19 protein-coding genes and 1 riboswitch are annotated in these 16,459 nt (G+C 63.2%); of the genes, 12 read left to right on the top strand and 7 right to left on the bottom strand.

The window, feature by feature from the left end; translation table 11 throughout:
• Positions 1-88: 88 nt before the first annotated feature.
• A complete protein-coding gene (locus ATY29_RS34630) occupies positions 89-628 on the top strand; it encodes a Pycsar system effector family protein (RefSeq protein WP_025416543.1) in 540 nt (179 codons plus the stop codon).
• Positions 629-802: 174 nt separating this feature from the next.
• Here ATY29_RS34630 and ATY29_RS34635 read toward each other — a convergent pair whose 3' ends face one another.
• Together ATY29_RS34635 and ATY29_RS34640 are read right to left on the bottom strand one after the other, a co-directional pair.
• On the bottom strand, positions 803-1,291 hold the full coding sequence (locus ATY29_RS34635; RefSeq protein WP_097534186.1) for a RidA family protein: 489 nt from the start codon (positions 1,289-1,291) through the stop codon (positions 803-805).
• Positions 1,285-2,010, bottom strand: a complete 726-nt coding sequence (locus ATY29_RS34640; protein WP_025416541.1) for an SDR family NAD(P)-dependent oxidoreductase — start codon at positions 2,008-2,010, stop codon at positions 1,285-1,287. The genes ATY29_RS34635 and ATY29_RS34640 overlap by 7 nt, the downstream gene beginning before the upstream one ends.
• 194 nt (positions 2,011-2,204) lie before the next feature.
• Here ATY29_RS34640 and ATY29_RS34645 point away from each other — a divergent pair, with 194 nt between their 5' ends.
• Both ATY29_RS34645 and ATY29_RS34650 read left to right on the top strand, forming a co-directional pair.
• On the top strand, positions 2,205-3,107 hold the full coding sequence (locus ATY29_RS34645; protein ID WP_097534189.1) for a LysR family transcriptional regulator: 903 nt from the start codon (positions 2,205-2,207) through the stop codon (positions 3,105-3,107).
• Between the two features lie 108 nt (positions 3,108-3,215).
• Positions 3,216-3,992 (top strand): DUF1194 domain-containing protein, encoded by a 777-nt coding sequence (locus ATY29_RS34650; protein ID WP_003564646.1) that lies wholly within the window; start codon positions 3,216-3,218, stop codon positions 3,990-3,992.
• A gap of 314 nt (positions 3,993-4,306) precedes the next feature.
• On the opposite strand, the gene ATY29_RS34655 is transcribed toward ATY29_RS34650, so the two are convergent.
• Together ATY29_RS34655 and ATY29_RS34660 are read right to left on the bottom strand one after the other, a co-directional pair.
• The gene (locus ATY29_RS34655) at positions 4,307-4,996 is read right to left on the bottom strand and encodes a VOC family protein (RefSeq protein WP_097534191.1); all 690 of its coding nucleotides are present in this window, start codon (positions 4,994-4,996) and stop codon (positions 4,307-4,309) included.
• A gap of 243 nt (positions 4,997-5,239) precedes the next feature.
• A complete protein-coding gene (locus ATY29_RS34660; protein WP_003564641.1) occupies positions 5,240-5,674 on the bottom strand; it encodes a 6,7-dimethyl-8-ribityllumazine synthase in 435 nt (144 codons plus the stop codon).
• 79 nt (positions 5,675-5,753) lie between these two features.
• Positions 5,754-5,896: riboswitch (FMN riboswitch) on the bottom strand.
• Positions 5,897-6,247: 351 nt separating this feature from the next.
• On the opposite strand from ATY29_RS34660, the gene ATY29_RS34665 reads away from it, so the two are divergent.
• Both ATY29_RS34665 and ATY29_RS34670 read left to right on the top strand, forming a co-directional pair.
• On the top strand, positions 6,248-6,694 hold the full coding sequence (locus ATY29_RS34665; RefSeq protein WP_003564639.1) for an SRPBCC family protein: 447 nt from the start codon (positions 6,248-6,250) through the stop codon (positions 6,692-6,694).
• Between the two features lie 186 nt (positions 6,695-6,880).
• Entirely contained in the window at positions 6,881-7,189 is a 309-nt protein-coding gene (locus tag ATY29_RS34670; RefSeq protein WP_003564637.1) for a GCG_CRPN prefix-to-repeats domain-containing protein, read from the top strand.
• 79 nt (positions 7,190-7,268) lie between these two features.
• On the opposite strand, the gene ATY29_RS34675 is transcribed toward ATY29_RS34670, so the two are convergent.
• On the bottom strand, positions 7,269-7,493 hold the full coding sequence (locus ATY29_RS34675; RefSeq protein ID WP_003564635.1) for a hypothetical protein: 225 nt from the start codon (positions 7,491-7,493) through the stop codon (positions 7,269-7,271).
• Between the two features lie 241 nt (positions 7,494-7,734).
• On the opposite strand from ATY29_RS34675, the gene ATY29_RS34680 reads away from it, so the two are divergent.
• From ATY29_RS34680 to ATY29_RS34700, 5 genes are all read left to right on the top strand, one after another.
• Entirely contained in the window at positions 7,735-8,832 is a 1,098-nt protein-coding gene (locus ATY29_RS34680) for an adenylate/guanylate cyclase domain-containing protein (RefSeq protein WP_097534192.1), read from the top strand.
• Positions 8,833-8,935: 103 nt separating this feature from the next.
• Positions 8,936-9,922, top strand: a complete 987-nt coding sequence (locus ATY29_RS34685) for an ABC transporter substrate-binding protein (RefSeq protein ID WP_097534195.1) — start codon at positions 8,936-8,938, stop codon at positions 9,920-9,922.
• A 20-nt stretch (positions 9,923-9,942) separates the two neighbouring features.
• Positions 9,943-10,947, top strand: coding sequence for a FecCD family ABC transporter permease (locus ATY29_RS34690; RefSeq protein WP_097534197.1), 1,005 nt, complete (start codon positions 9,943-9,945; stop codon positions 10,945-10,947).
• Entirely contained in the window at positions 10,944-11,981 is a 1,038-nt protein-coding gene (locus tag ATY29_RS34695) for a FecCD family ABC transporter permease (protein ID WP_025416537.1), read from the top strand. Before ATY29_RS34690 ends, ATY29_RS34695 begins: the two co-directional genes overlap by 4 nt.
• Positions 11,982-11,988: 7 nt before the next feature.
• Positions 11,989-12,801: an ABC transporter ATP-binding protein gene (locus ATY29_RS34700; protein WP_097534199.1), complete on the top strand. Its 813-nt coding sequence runs from the start codon at positions 11,989-11,991 to the stop codon at positions 12,799-12,801.
• Here ATY29_RS34700 and ATY29_RS34705 read toward each other — a convergent pair.
• Positions 12,782-13,465 (bottom strand): class I SAM-dependent methyltransferase, encoded by a 684-nt coding sequence (locus ATY29_RS34705; protein ID WP_003564624.1) that lies wholly within the window; start codon positions 13,463-13,465, stop codon positions 12,782-12,784. The genes ATY29_RS34700 and ATY29_RS34705 overlap by 20 nt on opposite strands.
• 158 nt (positions 13,466-13,623) lie before the next feature.
• Here ATY29_RS34705 and ATY29_RS34710 point away from each other — a divergent pair, with 158 nt between their 5' ends.
• Positions 13,624-14,274, top strand: a complete 651-nt coding sequence (locus tag ATY29_RS34710; protein WP_097534201.1) for an ArsR/SmtB family transcription factor — start codon at positions 13,624-13,626, stop codon at positions 14,272-14,274.
• Positions 14,271-15,539 (top strand): MFS transporter, encoded by a 1,269-nt coding sequence (locus ATY29_RS34715; RefSeq protein ID WP_097534203.1) that lies wholly within the window; start codon positions 14,271-14,273, stop codon positions 15,537-15,539. The genes ATY29_RS34710 and ATY29_RS34715 overlap by 4 nt, the downstream gene beginning before the upstream one ends.
• On the opposite strand, the gene ATY29_RS34720 is transcribed toward ATY29_RS34715, so the two are convergent.
• Positions 15,528-16,451 carry a LysR family transcriptional regulator gene (locus ATY29_RS34720; RefSeq protein WP_025416534.1) on the bottom strand — a complete coding sequence of 308 codons (924 nt, stop codon included), beginning with the start codon at positions 16,449-16,451 and terminating at the stop codon, positions 15,528-15,530. The two genes, ATY29_RS34715 and ATY29_RS34720, sit on opposite strands and share 12 nt — an antisense overlap.
• Between the last annotated feature and the right edge of the window lie 8 nt (positions 16,452-16,459).

Here is a 16,459-nt window from a genome sequence, read left to right on the forward strand (position 1 = left end):
AGTGGAAAAGTCAAGCGTGTTGCACACGTGTTCTTGCTTTCGCAGCCAAGTGTAATATCAGGGAAACACTTGATGGCGGAGTATTCACGTGAGCGAATTCGAAACTGCAACTGAGGTTATGCTGAGCCAGCCGTCGAGCGCGGATATCGGCGTCGAATATTTTGACCATATCAAGAAAATCAATGACATCTTCTACGATCAGATCAAGATTTCCGATCAGAAGGCCGCCTATATCTTTACTTTCATGCTCGCCTTTCTGGTGAGTTCAAGCGAGGTGAGGGCGGTTTTCAGCCCGGCACGTTATATCGGCGGGACGCCGGGCGGCATGCTGTTCTCGGGCCTGCTTGCCGCAGCCTCGGTCTTTTCCATCCTGTCGGCCATCCTCGTTGTGCTGCCGCGTCGCTTGAACAGCTCGACCTCGCTGTTCTGGGGCGCCTGGCCCGGTCATCGCGACATGTTCTTCGAGGCGGCACTCCGGCGCGACGAGCGTTATCTCTTCGACCAATATCTCGAAAACGCCAACATCCTCTCCACCATCGCCCGCAACAAATACCGCTGCGTCACCTTTGCGTTTCGAGGCTTGATGGTGAGTGTCATTGCTTACGTGCTGCTGTTGGTGGCGGTGTGAGGTTTTGCCGGAGGGTGCCGCGGCGTCAGCCCCTCACCCTAACCCTCTCCCCGCTCTGACGGGGAGAGGGGACGTGCCCCATACGAGAGGTGGGAGGGGAACGGAGAGGTTGTATCCCCTTCGCCCCGTTTGCGGGGAGAAGGTGCCGGCAGGCGGATGAGGGGCGGCCCTTTTTCAATCCTCAACCTCGAGAACGAGCTCAAGTTCAACAGGCACGCCAAGCGGCAGGCTGGCGACGCCGAGCACGACGCGGCCGGAGAGCTTTTCTTCGCCGAAGACCTGGAGCAGCATTTCCGACGCTCCGTCGGCAACCTTCGGATGGTCGCGGAAATCGCCTTCGGTGGCGATATAGACGCCGAGCTTGACGACTTTTGCGATCCTGTCCAGCGAGCCGAGATAGTCCTTGGCGGCTGCAAGTGCGCTGAGCGCCGCCGTTTCGGCCGCTTTCTTGCCATCTTCAACCGTCAGTGCGCCACCGACGCGGCCGATATAGCGCGGCTCGCGGTTGATCACCGGTAACATGCCGCTGAAGAAGACCAGCTTGCCTGATGTGACCGCCTCGACATAGGCACCCAGGGGTGTCGGCGGCGGGGGAAGCGCAATGCCTTGTTCCTGCAGCCGTCGTTCCGCGCCGGCTGCCAACGCTTTCACTTGGTTTACCATTTGCCCAGATGTGCGCCGCCGTCGACGTGCAGCACCTCCCCGGTTACGCGCGGAGCTTCGGTCAGGAAGACGACCGCATCGACGATTTCCTCGACGTTGGAAATGCCAGCCATCGGCGACAGCGTGCTGAGGAAGTCTTTCGGATTGTCCTTATGCAGCGGCGTGTCCACCACGCCGGGAGCGACGATATTGAAGCGAATTCTCTCGCTGGCATATTCCATCGCCAGGTTCTTGGAGATGGCGTTGATGCCGCCCTTCGTCATCATCGATACCGAGGCGGAGAAGCCGGCAATCGGATGATCGGTCAATGGCGTGGTGATGCTGACAACGCTGCCGCCGGTTTTCTGTGTGAGCATCTGCCCGACGACCAGTTGCGTCAGGTGGATGAAGCCTTCGAGATTGGTCGAGGACAATGTCCTGAAGTCGGCCATCGTGAAATCGACGAATGGCTTGGCCAGGAAGATACCGGCATTGTTGACGAGGCCGTCGATCGAGCCGAACCGGTCGATAGCGGTTTTTGCCACCTGCGCTGCGGTTTCGGCATTGCCGATGTCGCCGTCGACAAGCGCCAGTCTTTCCGAAGCCAGCAAGGCATCCGAGGTGCTGACCTGGCGTGAGGTGGCGACAACATTGTAGCCGCGCTCGATGAAGGCGTTGACGAGCCCGGCTCCGATACCCTGGGAGGCGCCCGTAACGATGACAGTCTTTCCGGTAGTCATGTTGAACTCCATAATTTGGTCGGGCAACGGAGGTCTTGCGCTTGCGAAGGCCGGGTCGCTCGAGATGGGGCGGCTGCGAATGCGCCTCCATCGGATTTGTGGTTGTTTTCGCAGGGTGAATATGGCGAAAACTCCATTCCTCGATTAGGTGGAAATATCTGGATTCTCTTTTGCATTAATGCAAAAATCTCGGCATGGCAGACCTCAACGACATCGCGGTTTTCGTGACGGTGGCGCGCTACGCCAGCTTCAGCCGCGCTGCCCATTCTCTCGGCATGCCGGTCTCCACCGTCAGCCGGAAGGTGACGTCGCTGGAGGAGCAACTCGGCGTGACGCTGCTGCAGCGGACGACCCGCAAGCTCAGCCTGACCGCGCAGGGCCGCGCCTATTTTGATCAGTGCAGCGAGCCGCTCGCCCATCTTATGGACGCCGAGCAGGTATTGACGGAAACGCATAGAAAGCCGGAAGGCTTGCTGAAGATCTCCGTTCCCGTCATCTTCGGACAGGAGGTCTTCTACGAATTCGTTTCGGCTTTCTTGCAGACCTATCCCGAAATCCGGATCGATCTCTTCGTCACCAACCTGTTTCTCGATCTGATCGCCGAAAATATCGATCTCGGCATCCGCTTCGGCGAGCTCAAGGACTCCTCGATCGTCGCACAGCGGCTCGGAAAGAGCGTGCGCTATCTGGTCGCCACGCCGGACTATATGAAGGGCAGGGCGCTTCCCTCAACGCCCGAAGACCTGAAGGACCACCGGTGCGTGCTGTTGAACGGCCGCAACGGCGAAGCGGAGTGGCATCTCGTCAGCGGCCGCAAATCGGTCCGCCAGCAGGTGTCGGGGCCGGTCTCGAGCCGGGATTTCGCGGCGGTGAGCGCCTTCACCTATCGCGGACACGGCATCGGGCTCCTACCTTCCACCTATTGCGAAGATGAGATTAGAAGAGGCGAACTGATCCGCCTGCTGCCGGACTGGTCATCGGAGGAAATATTCGTGCATGCGGTCTATCCCACACGCCGCTTCCTGCCCTTGCGCCTGCAGGTTTTTCTCGAGGCGCTGAAGGCGTGGAAGACCCCCTTGTGGCTGCCCCTGCATTGAGGCTCCCGATGCCATCACCTAAAATTGAAGCCGCGCGCGCGGGCGGGCGTCCCGAGACAATCCAGCTGTGTTAGAGTTCGCTGGCTTGAATGGCGCGGGGATTTGCCGATGCTGACGACAGTTGCGGTGCTCATGGGTCTTTCCGGCCTCGTCCCGGCAGCGCAGGCAGGGGCAAACGAGGTCGACGTCAGTATCGTACTTGCCGTCGACACCTCGCGGTCGATGGATTTCGAAGAGATCGGCATTCAGCGCGAGGGCTATGTCGCGGCGCTCAAGCACAAGGAATTTATCGATGCGGTGAAGGGCGGTCTGACCGGCCGGATTGCCATCAGCTATTTCGAATGGGCGGGCTATGTCGTCCAGGATTCGATGATCGACTGGCAGGTGATCGAGACGGAAGCGGATGCGATCGCTTTCGCCGACAAGCTCGACGCCCGGCCGATCGCCACGCAGCGGCGAACCTCGATCTCCACCGCCATCGACCAGGGCGCCAACATGATCAGCACCGGTCCCTTCCAGGGCAGGCGCGAGGTGATCGACGTTTCCGGCGACGGCCCGAACAACTCAGGTGATCCTGTCACGCCTGTCCGCGACAAGGCGGTGGCATCAGGCATGATCATCAATGGGCTGGCCATCATGCTGCGTCCTTCCGATGCGCCCGGCGGGCTCGACAAATATTACGCCGATTGCGTCATCGGCGGTCCCGGCGCCTTCGTGCTGCCGGTCCACAAGATCGAGGATTTCGCCATCGCCGTGCGCCGCAAGCTGGTGCTGGAGATCAGCGGCCTGTCCCCGCCGCCGACGATGGAGACGGTCGCCGGAGCTGGGCCGCTGACGGATTGCCTGATCGGTGAGAAGCAGTGGCGGGATATGTTCTACAGGTGAGTTGGTGAGCCGAGGGTGTCTTGGGATGAGAGAGGAGAGGGCATGCCGTGTGGCACCCCCCTCTGGCCTGCCGCCACCTCCCCCACAAGGGTGGAGATTGGCAAGAGGCTTGACCATCGCTCCCTCTCGAACGGCATCGACAATCACAATACTCAGTTGTTTTGGGAAGCCGTCACGCCCAGCCGATCCCCCTCCTTGTGGGGGAGATGTCCGGCAGGACAGAGGGGGCGCCGCGCGGCACCCCGGTAAAGGAAAGAAGCCTCGCCCTGTCGGACTCCAAGAGCGAGGTAGGTGCTCCCAGCGTCTGCCGTCTCCTACAATGGCAGCTCCCGGCCGGCCTGTTCGCTGACCATATATTCGGCGTACCAGTCCGGCCAGCCCTCGTCGTGCTTGCCGCCGTTGCGCTTCTCGTGTTCGCCGTGGGCGATTGCCGCGCGGCGCAGGGCGGACGCCAGGTCGCTCGATGTGGAGAAGGCCGTCTCGTCGGCGTCGATGCGGCCAGGCAGGCGGGCGGTGACTTCCTGGAACAGCCAACCGTTGCCGTCGGGATCCTTGAACGAGGCGAAGGAGCGATAGCTGCGGTGCTCGGGATCGCGGCCGGCGACGCGCAGCCGTCCGAAGAGGTACGGTTCGTCTTTGCCGGCATAGACGCCGGCAGCATCATGGAACACGTCGCTCACTTCGATGCCGCGGGCGATGAGATCACGGCGAGCTCCCTCGATGTCGGAGACCACGAGGTAGAGCCCCTGGGCGGAGCCGGGGGCTGCGGCGGTGACGTTCTTGCCGAAGATGATCGCACAGCCGGAGCCGGGCGGGGTAAACTGGATCACCCGGAAATCGGGATCATTGTCGAAGTCGGCGTCGAGCCGCCAGCCCAGACTCTGGTAAAAACGTTTGGCGCGGTCGACGTCGGCAACGGGGATGACGACCACTTCGAGCTTGGTGTCGACGGGCCGTGTTTGCGAATTTTCGATAGGGGATTCATTGCGCATTGCATTGCTCATCTTCAGCTCCTTGAGGTTTTGGATGCGTTAAGAATGGCGATACATGTCGGCGGTCAGTGGACCACAGCGCGGGCGGGGCGTCGAATCAATTATTCTTGGCTAGCTTTGCGGATTCCGCTGTAACGCAAGGCGTCGCTCGGGATGACGCAAGGTCTGTCGATCCGATGAGGCGGCGGGACCGGTTCCCGCCGTCTTCGTTGTCATTCTGCGGCTCGTCGAGCCGGCGGCGGAAGATGAATGCCCTTATGCGGCGAGAGCGGCGCGGGTTTTGCCGATCACTAGAGCCGCCTTTGCAGCTTCACGCCCTTTCTCGACGAAATGGGCGCGGTAGATCTGGGTATGATGCTCGGTTTCCTGATAATGATGCGGTGTCAGAGAGACCGACAGCACCGGTACGCCTGTATCCATGCCGGCGCGCATCAGGCCATCGACCACGGCTTGGGCGACGAATTCGTGGCGGTAGATCCCGCCATCGACGACGAAGGCGGCGGCGATGACGGCGGCATAGCGCCCGCTCGCGGCAAGATCGCGCGACAGCAGCGGCATTTCGAAGGCGCCAGGAACATCGAACACGTCGATTTGCTCGGCGGGAACAAGCTGTTGGAAACCTTCGAGCGCACGGTCGACGATATCGGCGTGCCAGCCGGCTTTGATAAAGGCGTAACGGGTGGGTGTCATGGTAATCTCCTTTGGCGTACAGACACGTCACCCAAGGCGATCACGAACGTCCCCGACAGCCCGCAAGGGCGGCAGGAACGCGCGTTCTCTTTCATCCGGACTATGACCGTCGGCTCAGGCATCTCACCTGATCTGCTGACCCTTCCGAAGAAGGCGCTCGCGGGCTCGCAATCGAAACTGCATACCGCCGGTAGGGACTTTCACCCCGCCCTGAGAACGGCGGGGACAATAGGGGCAAGGCGGCGGGCTGGCAATAGGGCGAAATGCTTTCATCGCGGATGCGGGATGGTCGAGGCGTGAGTGGCCCGAACGGCAAGGCGGTTGTGCCGGCATACCCAGGTCAGATGCCTATGCCGGCACGCAGATGAGGGGGCCAGCGACGATAGGAGCGAGTGCACTGAGTAAGCGGAGGGTACAGTGACGAGTCAGCGTTAGTGAGGAATGTCTCCGTGGCCCTTGCTGAACGTACACGTTTGCCTACATGCTCCGGGTGAGGACACCCACGTCAAAACAGCATGACCCGCTGATCCCGCCTGAGGCGAGGGCAGGCCATGACAACCATGGGAGAGAGACATGCAAGACCCCCTCGTCGTTCACCGCGAGGCGCATATCGCAGCACCTCCGGCGGCGGTGTTCGCGCTGATGACCGATCCGGAGAAGATCCTGCGCTGGATGGGGACGGAGGCCGAGGTCGAGCCGGAGCCGGGCGGGCTCTATCTCGTCAACGTCACCGGCGCCCGATTTGCGCGCGGCTCGTTTCGCGAGGTGGTGCCGGTTCATCGGCTTGCCTACAGCTTCGGCTGGGACGGCAGCGAGGTGGTGCCGCCGGGCTCCAGCCTGGTCGAGATCGACCTGATCGAACAGGGGGGCGGAACGCTGCTGCGGCTCACCCATACCGGCCTGCCGAGCGCCGATCAATGCGCTGGTCATGCGGAAGGCTGGGCCCATTACCTCGGGCGGCTCACCGAGGTTGCAGCCGGTCGCGATCCCGGTCCGGATCCTTTTTACGGCAGGACATGAACGATTTTCCGCCGGCGGCGGGGCGCTGCTCAAGCGCTTGCCGTTGCGGGAAAAACGGCCGGCCGGTGCTCCCTTCATTCGTCGGAAAGCGCTGCTATTTCTCCCGTAAACATGAATGCGCAGTTCATCTCCAGTTCAATTTGGCGAACCTAGGGTGGTTGCGGCTGGATGAATTGGAGTTTTTCGATGAAGGCACTTTCTATCGCGGCTGCCTTGCTCGCTGGCAGCCTCTCGATCGGCACAGCTGAGGCGATGCCGATGGGGACAATCAAGGTTGAGAGCACTGTCACAAAGGTCGACTACGCCTGTGGCCGCGGCTGGCACCTGACCCGCTGGGGCGAATGCCGGCGCAATTGGCGACGCCCGCCGCCGGTGGCATTCTACGGCGGCCCGCCCCGCTGGGGCTGGGAGCGGCGTCACGGCGACTGGGACGGCCCGCGCTGGCGCCATGAGCGGCGCTGGGATCGCGAGCGCCGCTGGCGGGACGACTACTAAAAGCCTCGGACAGGGGCAGACAAACGAAGGCCGGTGCGATGTTTCGCCCGGCCTTTTCTCTTGGAAATCAGCACTGCGCTCAGATATTGCTGACGAGCCAGTATTTCCCGTCGATCAGCTCTTCGAGCTCGGCCGGATCCTTGACGCCGAACTCGAACCACTCGACGAGTTCCTTCGCCTTCCGCTTGCTCTCTTCCGCGGTAAAATCGATTCCGTAACGGGCGCACCACCGGCGAAGGATCGATGTCAGCAGCGTCATATCATTCCCGTCCAGCGGGTCTTTCGGCCAGTATGTCGTGCTCATAGCAACCCCTCAATCGCTTATGACAAGCTGGCACATAATCGAATCAATGTCGCGCAATTTTAAAGTGTTCATCTGGTTGTTTTCCACCGTGGTGAATGGTTTTCCACAGGTGTTTCGGTGGTGGGGTTGACAGGGGTTTTGGGGAGAAGCGGCGGGCGCAAGAGCCGAGACGGGCTGCGGGAGCATCAGCGGGCGGATGCCCCGGGCTTGCGAACGTTTCCGGGCGATGCGATGTTAACCCATGGATCTGCCTTCCTCCCTTGCCTGGCTGGTTGACGAGGCTGCGGCTTCGCCTGGGCCCGATCGGTTTCTGGCCGAACTCGGGCGCCGGCTGCTGGCCGATGGCTTGGCGCTTTCCGGTGGCGCGCTGACGCTTTCGGTGCCGCATCCGATCATTGCGCGGCGCACCTGGCTGTGGCGGGCCGAGACCGGCGCGGTCATCGAGGCGCTCACTTTTGCCGCCGCACCTCAAAGCGATGCCGGGCGTGAATGGCTGGCCGGGCTCGGGCCGGTTTGGGAGGAAAAGATCGGGCCTTCACAGGACGGCGCCATGCTCGGCTGGGCGGGCATCGGCAAGGGGGCAGGGGCGGGCGAATTCGCTCCCGGTGAAGCCGTCCGGCTGAAGGAGGTTGCGCGTTTTGCCGCCGCACCGCTTGCAGCCCTTGCGGCGCGGGAGGCGCGCGCGGCGCTGCTGGAAGCCTATCTTGGCCGGCGCAGCGCGGCCCGTGTTCAGTCGGGCGCGCTTGCCCGCGGCACCGGCGAAACCATTCGTGCGGCTCTTCTCTGCGCCGATTTGCGGGATTTCACCGCGCTTTCGCAAGTGACAGAGCCGCAGGCAATGATATCAGCGCTCGACGCCTATTTCGACCGCGTCGCCGGCGCCGTGCACGCTTTCGGCGGCGAGGTGCTGAAATTCATGGGCGACGGCGTGCTGGCGATCTTTCCGGTCACGGCCGTTTCCGGCGACGAGGTTCGGGCTGATCGGGAAGCGTGCGAGGCGGCGCTCCGGGCCGTCGCTGCCAGCCGTGCCGGCATGGCCCATCTCGACCAAGTGCGCCACGCGCAGGGGCTGGCGCCGTTGCCATTCGGCGCATCGCTGCATTTCGGCGAGATCCTCTGGGGTAATATCGGCGCGGCCGACCGGCTGGACTTTACCGCTATCGGCCCCGCGGTCAATCTGGTCAGTCGGCTTGAAGGGCTCTGCAAGCCGCTCGGCCGGACCGTGCTGATCTCCGGCGCGCTTGCCGCGAATACGACGGCTTCCTTGATGCCGCTCGGAGAGCACAGCCTCCGCGGCATCGCCGATCCTTGCGCAGTGTTCACCCTGCGGGAGGATTGAGCCCAGGAGCCGGTGCTTCTCCGAAATCGCACAAAAGAATCATGATTGTGAAACTCCGCTTTTTTGGCTAAAGCCTGTGCGCATCAGAGGGGAGTTTTCAGACATGACTCGATACGCGCGCAGATTTTTCTCGGCCCTGGGCTTGTCCGCAATGTTGGCGGCCGGCGCTGCACAAGCGGATGATGGCGGTAAAATCTCGATCGTCGACGACCGCGGCGTCATCGTAGATGATCGCGGCGTAGCCGTCGAAGTCCCGGCGCTGCCGAAGCGCATTGCCTCGATTTCCTATTTCGCCGACGATGTTGCGTTGGCACTCGGCATCAAGCCGGTCGCCAGCACCTATATGACGTCAGGCCGCGAGCCCGATTTCCTGCTCGGCCTCACCTCTGGGATGAAGCAGATCGGCCAGCGCGCCAAGCCCAATCTCGAACTTCTCTCCGAAGCCAAGCCGGATCTGATCATCGCGATCCGCCGCTATACGGTCGGCAATGCCGCGCAGCTTCAAAACATCGCACCCTATGTCGCCTACAATATGGAGCTGCTCGAAGAGAGCTACAGCGAGACCGCTGCCCTTTCCAAGCTGCTCGGCAAGCCCGCGCGCGGCGAGCGGCTAAACGCCGATTTTCGCAAGCATCTGTCGGAGTTCGCCGCCAAGGCGCCGAAGGGCCACCCGCGTTTCCTGATCATGTGGGGCGGCGCGACGCCTTTCGCCTTCCACACGGAAAACACCTCGGCCTCGATCGTCGCTGCGATCGGCGGCGACAATATTCCGGGGCCGAAGAGCCCGGGCGGCGAGTTCGGCATCGACCTCAGCCTGGAAACCATGCTGGAAAAGGATCCCGAGGTCATTTTCGTTTATGATTCCGGCCCGGATCGCCCGCATGAGAGCAATCCGATCTGGTCGCAGCTGTCAGCGGTCAAGAACAACCGGGTCTTCTATGTCGGCGACCAGTGGGTCGAGACCAACGGCCCGATCGCTCGCGAAATCGTGCTGCGCGAGGCCGCGCACTACCTCTATCCCGATACGTTCCCGGCGGTCGACGTCAAGGCGGAAGCCGCCAAGCTGATCCCGGCCGAGCTGCAGAACTAAGCCCAACGACAAGGCCTGCGATGAGCCCCCGGCAATCATTCCTGGCCATAGGGCTCATCGTCGTCGCCGCCATGCTGGCGGCGATGCTCGGCTTGCTGGTCGGCGCCAAGACGCTTTCGGTCGAGACCGCACTTCGCGTGCTGCTGGCGCCCGACGGCAAGATCGAATCCATTCTCGTCTGGACGCTGCGCCTGCCGCGGAGCCTGGCGGCGGCTGCCGGCGGTGCGGGCCTTGCCGTTTCCGGCTATGTGCTGCAGACGCTGACGCGCAATCCGCTGACCGATCCCGGCATTACCGGTGTCACGTCGGGGGCGGTCGCACCGATCGTCTGCTGTTTCGTCTTCCTGCCCTGGCTTTCGCCTGCCTATTATCCTTTCATCGGCCTTGCCGGCGGACTTGCGGCAGCTTCGGTGACGTTCTGGGTGTCGCGCGGCGGGCAGGGGCGGCCGTTGCAGCTTGCGCTTGGCGGCGTCAGCGTCTCGCTGTTTTTGGGCGCGATCACCACCTATGTGCTGCTGCTGACCGGCCCGCAATCGGCATCGCTGCTCTTCTGGCTTGCCGGCGGTTTCCAGGGGCGCACCTGGTCGCATCTCCTCTACATGCTGCCTTGGACGATTACCGGCGTCGTCGGTGCGCTCCTGCTCCGGCGCGTCATCGGCATGTTCATGCTGAGTGACCATGCTGCGGCCGGCATGGGTCTGCAGCTCGGCCTGTGGAAGCCGCTGATCCTCATTCTGGCCGTCATTCCGGTCGCGGGCGTCGCGCCGATCGCGGGGCCGGTCGCCTTCGTCGGTCTTGCCGCTCCCCACATCGCCCGGCTGCTGAAACCCCGCGGCACGGGATGGGAAATCGGATTGAGCGCTGCCCTCGGCGCGCTGATCGTGACCGCCGCCGATGTTTTCGCGCGCAGCATCGCCATTCCGCGCGAGTTGCCGGTCGGCATCGTCACCGCATTGCTTGGTGGCCCGATCTTCATCTATCTCGTCCAGCGCGGGCGGTTGAGCCTTGCGGGTGGGCCGCGATGAGCGCGCCGGCATCGACATCGGCCGGTTCGGCAAGCCTTGGCATGGCGGCCGTGCTCACCATCTTGGCGGTGCTGTCGCTTGCGGCCGCGATCTTCCTCGGCGTCGCCGATGTCCCTATGGCTGACGTCGCGGCCGTCTTGACCGGCGGCGGCTCGCCGGAAGCGCGACTGATCATTCTCGATATCAGGCTGCCGCGCATCGTCACCGGCATTCTCGCCGGCATCCACTTTTCGCTGGCGGGATATCTGTTGCAGACCATCACCCGCAATCCGCTGGCCGACCCGTCGCTGATGGGCGTGTCGCAGGGGGCGACGCTGTCGGTGACGGTCTTCCTGCTCTTTACCGTCTATATCTTCGAGCCGGGCTCGAACACGCTGGCCGAACTGCCGGTCGCGTGGCTGCCGGCGGCAGGCCTTGCCGGCGGCCTGCTTGCCGGCGGCGTCATCTATCTGCTCGCCTTCCGTCTCGGGCTCAGCGCGCTGCGCATCACGCTCTGCGGCGTGGCGGTCGGTGCGGTGCTGCATGCGGTGGCGATCGGCCTCATCGCCGGATGGGGATCGGCCCGCATCGAGATCATTCTCGAATGGCTGTCGGGCAGCCTTTACGCCCGCACTTGGGAGCACGCGCTCTTCCTGCTGCCCTTCACCATCGTCGGGCTCGCCATGCTGCCGGTCATCTCCCGGCCGCTGATGCTGCTGCAGTTCGATGCGCCTGTCGCGCGCTCCTTCGGGCTCGGCTATCGCAGGCAATTCTCGATCGTGCTGGTCGTCTCCTGCGCGCTTGCGGCGAGTGCCGTCGGCGCAGTTGGGCCGATCGTCTTCGTCGGTCTCATCGTGCCGCATCTCGCCCGGTTCCTGGCGGGGCGGAATTTCATGCTGTCGATTGTGCTGACAATCGTGCTCGGCGCCGTCATCGTCACGCTCGGCGATCTCATCGGCCGGCTGCTCGGCCAAGCCGAGGAAATCCCGATCGGCGTGGTTACGGCCGTTTTCGGCGTGCCGCTTCTGCTCGCGCTGCTGCGCAAAACTATGTGAGGCCGAAATGCCATTGTCCTGTTCCGATCTCTCGGTGATGTACAACAAGCGAAAGGCCCTCGAGAGCTTCAGCCTGTCGCTCGAAAAGGGCGAGATCCGGGCGCTGATCGGCCCGAATGGCTCAGGCAAGAGCACGGCGCTGCATGCGCTGGCGGGTCTGATCCGGCCAGCCGAAGGCAGGGCATCGCTCGACGGCGTTGCCGTCGCCTCCATGTCGCGTCGGATGCTGGCCAAAAGGCTCGCCTTCCTGCCGCAGCAGCCGACCGCACCCGACGAGATGACCGTCGCCCAGCTCGTGCGGCAGGGCCGCTACCCGCATGTCGGCCTGTTTCGCTCTTATGACAGCCGCGACGAAGAGGCGATCGAATGGGCGCTCGAAAGCACCGGGCTGTCTGATTTGGCTGACCGCAGCCTTCGCGAACTGTCCGGCGGCGAACGGCAGAGAGCCTGGATTTCGGCCGCTCTCGCCCAGGAAGCGGAGATCCTGCTGCTCGACGAGCCGACCTCCTTCCTGGATATCGGCTATCAGGTCGAGGTGCTCGATCTCGTGCATCGGCTGAGCCGCGAAAAAAGCGTGACCATCGTCATGGCGATCCATGACATCAACCAGGCGATCGCCGTCAGTGATCGAATCTCGCTGCTCGAAAAGGGGCAGCTGAGGTTCGACGGCGCGCCGCGCGAGCTGGCCGAGCGCAATCTCATCCAGGAAATCTTCCGCGTCAGAGGCCGCTTCGTCCAGGTCGCTCCGAACAATCCGCCGCATTTCGATGTCGAGCTGATGCGGCTTCAGCCGGTGGTATCTAGCGCTTCACCAGCCTGAAGACGATTTTCGTCTGGGTGTAATAATCCAGCGCATCGGCAAAGTCGGGCGTCCAGCCGTCCGCCACGAAGGGGATGAAGCCGTCATATTCGAGTTTGCGGGCGGAGACGTCGAAGCCCGCCTTTTCGAAGGCGCGACCGTAATCGGTGATCGACCGATCCTGCACGACTGTGTTGGTACGGTTGGCGACGAGCTCGCGCCATTTCGGCCAGAGCGGGTTGTCGGTATGGCATCCGGTGACCGCATAATAGACGCCGCCGGGCTTCAGCGCCTGCCTTATATCGGCAGAGTGGGCGTCGATATCGGGGACGAGATAGATGACTTCGTGGCTGACGGCGAGATCGAATTCTTCGCTCCAGCCTTCCAGCCTGCTGCCGACCTGATGCTGGATCGGCAGATTGCCCTTCAGCCTCTCGGCCTTGGCGATCGAGGTGTCGGCGATGTCGATGCCGAGCGCCTTGCGGAAGGGGCGGATCGCATAGAGATGCCGCAGCAGGCCGCCTTGATTGCAGCCGAAATCGAGCACGCTTTTGTCGGTCAGGTCCCGCTCGAGCATGAGGTCGATCAGGTGGCGCCAGATCGGCGCATGTCCATCGGCCATCCTGTCTTCGGCGTCGGGGTCGATGTACCACGTGCCGATGTTTTTTTGCGCTTCCTCAACCATCCTTGCCCCTCATTTCATGCGGATCGTGGTGACGGTCTTAGGGTGCGTCACGGTGCTTGACTAGGGCGGTAGCCGGATTTCAAGCGGCATTCGAAAGCTTCAGATATTATTGCAAAGAAAACTTTGCAAAGATATGTTTGCGATTGTACACTTCAGCCATGAAAGATCCACACTCCAAGTCTCCGGCAGACGCCGCCGCCTCCCGCACCGTCAGTCGGGTCGTGCCCGAACCGACCGCGCTGAAGGCCCTGGCGCATCCCGTTCGGCTGCGGATGCTCGGCATGCTGAGGATCGACGGACCCGCCACGGCGACGCAGTTGGCCGGTCGGCTCGGCCTGAACAGCGGCGCGACGAGCTATCACCTGCGCCAGCTCGCCCAATACGGCTTCATCGAGGAGGCGCCGCATGCTTCCCGGCGCGACCGTTGGTGGCGCGCCAGCCACGAGCTGACCTCGGTGCCGGCGAACCAAGCGGCGGGGGAGGCGCTGGATCTCGACATCGCCTTCAACCAGGCGGCTCTCTCGCTGCAGGTCGGCCAGATGCAGCAGGCGCTGGAGGAATATGCCGAACTGCCGGCCGAATGGCGCAAGGCGACTGCTGCCGATGACGTCATTATTCCGATGACCTCTGACCAGGCCGAGGCGCTGACGAAACGGCTGCGCGACATCATCCTGGAAGCGATGCGGGCTGCCCCGCCGCTCGGCGATGCGGCGTCTCGGAAATCTGACATGGTGCCCTTCTTTGTCATGCTGCACGCCTTCCCCTATCCGGGCCGACTTCCGCATCGAAACGAGGAGGATGAGCCGTGAGGAAGGGCGGGCCGTTCCTGGCGCTCGCCGCTGCCGAGACGTGTTCGCTTTCCGGCACACGGCTGTCGACCATCGCCATTCCCTGGCTGGTGTTGAGCACGACGGGCAGCCCTGTCCTGACAGGGCTGACGGCTATGCTGGAGATGCTGCCCTATGTCGTTGCAAAGGCGCTCGGCGGGCCGCTGATCGACCGTGTCGGCGCCAAGCGCATCGCCATTGCCTGCGACACCGCCTCGGTGGCCGTTGTAGGGCTGGTGCCGCTGCTCGATTTTTTCGGCCTGCTGGGCATGCCGGCGCTGCTGCCTATTGTTTTTGCCATGGGCGTGCTGCGTGGGCCTTCCGACGCCGCCAAGCAGGCGATGGTTCCCGACATCGCCCGGCTCGCCAATGTGCCGCTCGAACGGGTGACCGGCGTCGCCAGCGCCATCGAGCGGCTGGCCTCGACGGCGGGCGCTGCCGGCGCCGGCGCGCTGATCGGCCTGATCGTCGGCCCGGGTCAGGCGCTCCTTGTCAATGCCGCCACCTTCGCTGCCGCCGCGCTGATCGTTGCAGTCGGCATCCCCAGTATGCAGCGCAAACCCCAGCCGTCCGGTGCATCCGGCGCCCGACCGGCCGAAAGGGCTTCTTATCTCGATGATCTCGGCGAAGGCTGGCGCTTTCTGCGCGGCGATGCCGTGCTCGTCAGCATCGTCGCCATGGTGGCGATCACCAATCTGCTGGACCAAGCCTATCATGCCGTGCTGTTGCCTGTCTGGACACGCGAATCCAGCCATGGTCCGGAACTGCTGGGAGCGATGTTTGCGGCATTCGCCGGCGCATCGATCGCAGGTGCGGCGATTACCGCAGTAATCGGCGAACGGATGCCGCGCCTGATCGTCTATACCGTGGCATTCCTGTTGACCGGCTTTCCGCGTTTTCTCGTGACTGCGCTCGATGCGCCGCTCGGCCTTGTCTTTACAACCCTGGCCATAGCGGGATTTGCCTCGGGCTTCCTCAACCCGATCCTGGCGGCGGTGATCTTCGAGCGCATCCCCAAGCCGCTGACGGGCCGCGTCATCGCCATGAACACCGCCCTCTGTTTCGCCCTCATTCCCTTCGGCGGTCTCCTCGGCGGCGCGCTGATCAGCACGATCGGTCTTGCCGCGGCGCTGCTGCTCACCGGGTTTGCCTATCTCGTCGCAACGCTGCTTCCCCTTGCCTTGAAAAGTTTCCGCGGTTTCGACCGGGCGGTTGCCGATGCCGGTGCTTCCGTATCAAGGCGATGAGCGCGCGCCCGACCTCTCGTGCCCCAAAGCCTCGACCATCAGATCGATAAACCGGTTGATGCGCGGTTCCAGCAGGCGCTTGTCGGGATAGAGCGTGACGATCTTAGCATCATCGGCTTCAAGGTCGGGCAGGACTTGCCGAAGACGCCCGGCGGCGAGATCGCCGGCGATGAGAAAATCGGGCAGGAGCGCGATGCCCAATCCAGCCAGGGCAGCGTCGCGGATCGCCTCTGCGCTGTCGAGCCTCAGGCGGCTGCGTCCCTGCGCCTTGATCCAGGAACTGCCCTTGCCGCGAAAACGCCAGCCTTGCCTTTGATTGCGGCTGGCGAAAATCAGGCAGTCGTGGGTTGCGAGATCGTCGATTGCGCGCGGCTCGCCGCGCTCGGCGAGATAAGACGGCGAGGCGCAGAGGCGCGTACCGTAGGTGGCGATCACCCGCGAGGCCAGCCGGGAGTCCGACGCAGCGGCGCCGATCCGGATCGCCAGATCGAAGCCTTCCTCGATGATGTCGGCGAGGTGATTGGTAAAGCTCACTTCGACCTGGATGTCGGGCCAGGCCTGAAGATATTTTTCCAACAGGGGCAGCACGACGAGCCGCCCGAAGGCATCGGGTACCGTTAGTCTGAGAACGCCGCGCGGCATGTCGCTCCGGCCTCCCACACTCACTTCCGCCTCGTCGACCGCGGCGAGGATCTGCAAGCCGCGTTCGTAGAATACCCGCCCTTCATCGGTCAGGCTCAGCGTTCTCGTCGTGCGGTTGAGCAGACGTGTGCCGAGCCGGTCTTCCAAGCGGATGACGGCCTTTCCCGCCGCCGAGCGGGACAGGCCCATGGCCTGGCCGCCGGCAATAAAACTTCCGGCATCGACGACGGCCATGAAGATCAGGATGTCGTTCAGGTTCGTGCGCGGCATCAGGCAAC

Source organism: Rhizobium hidalgonense (assembly GCF_002914525.1).
GTDB lineage: Bacteria > Pseudomonadota > Alphaproteobacteria > Rhizobiales > Rhizobiaceae > Rhizobium > Rhizobium hidalgonense.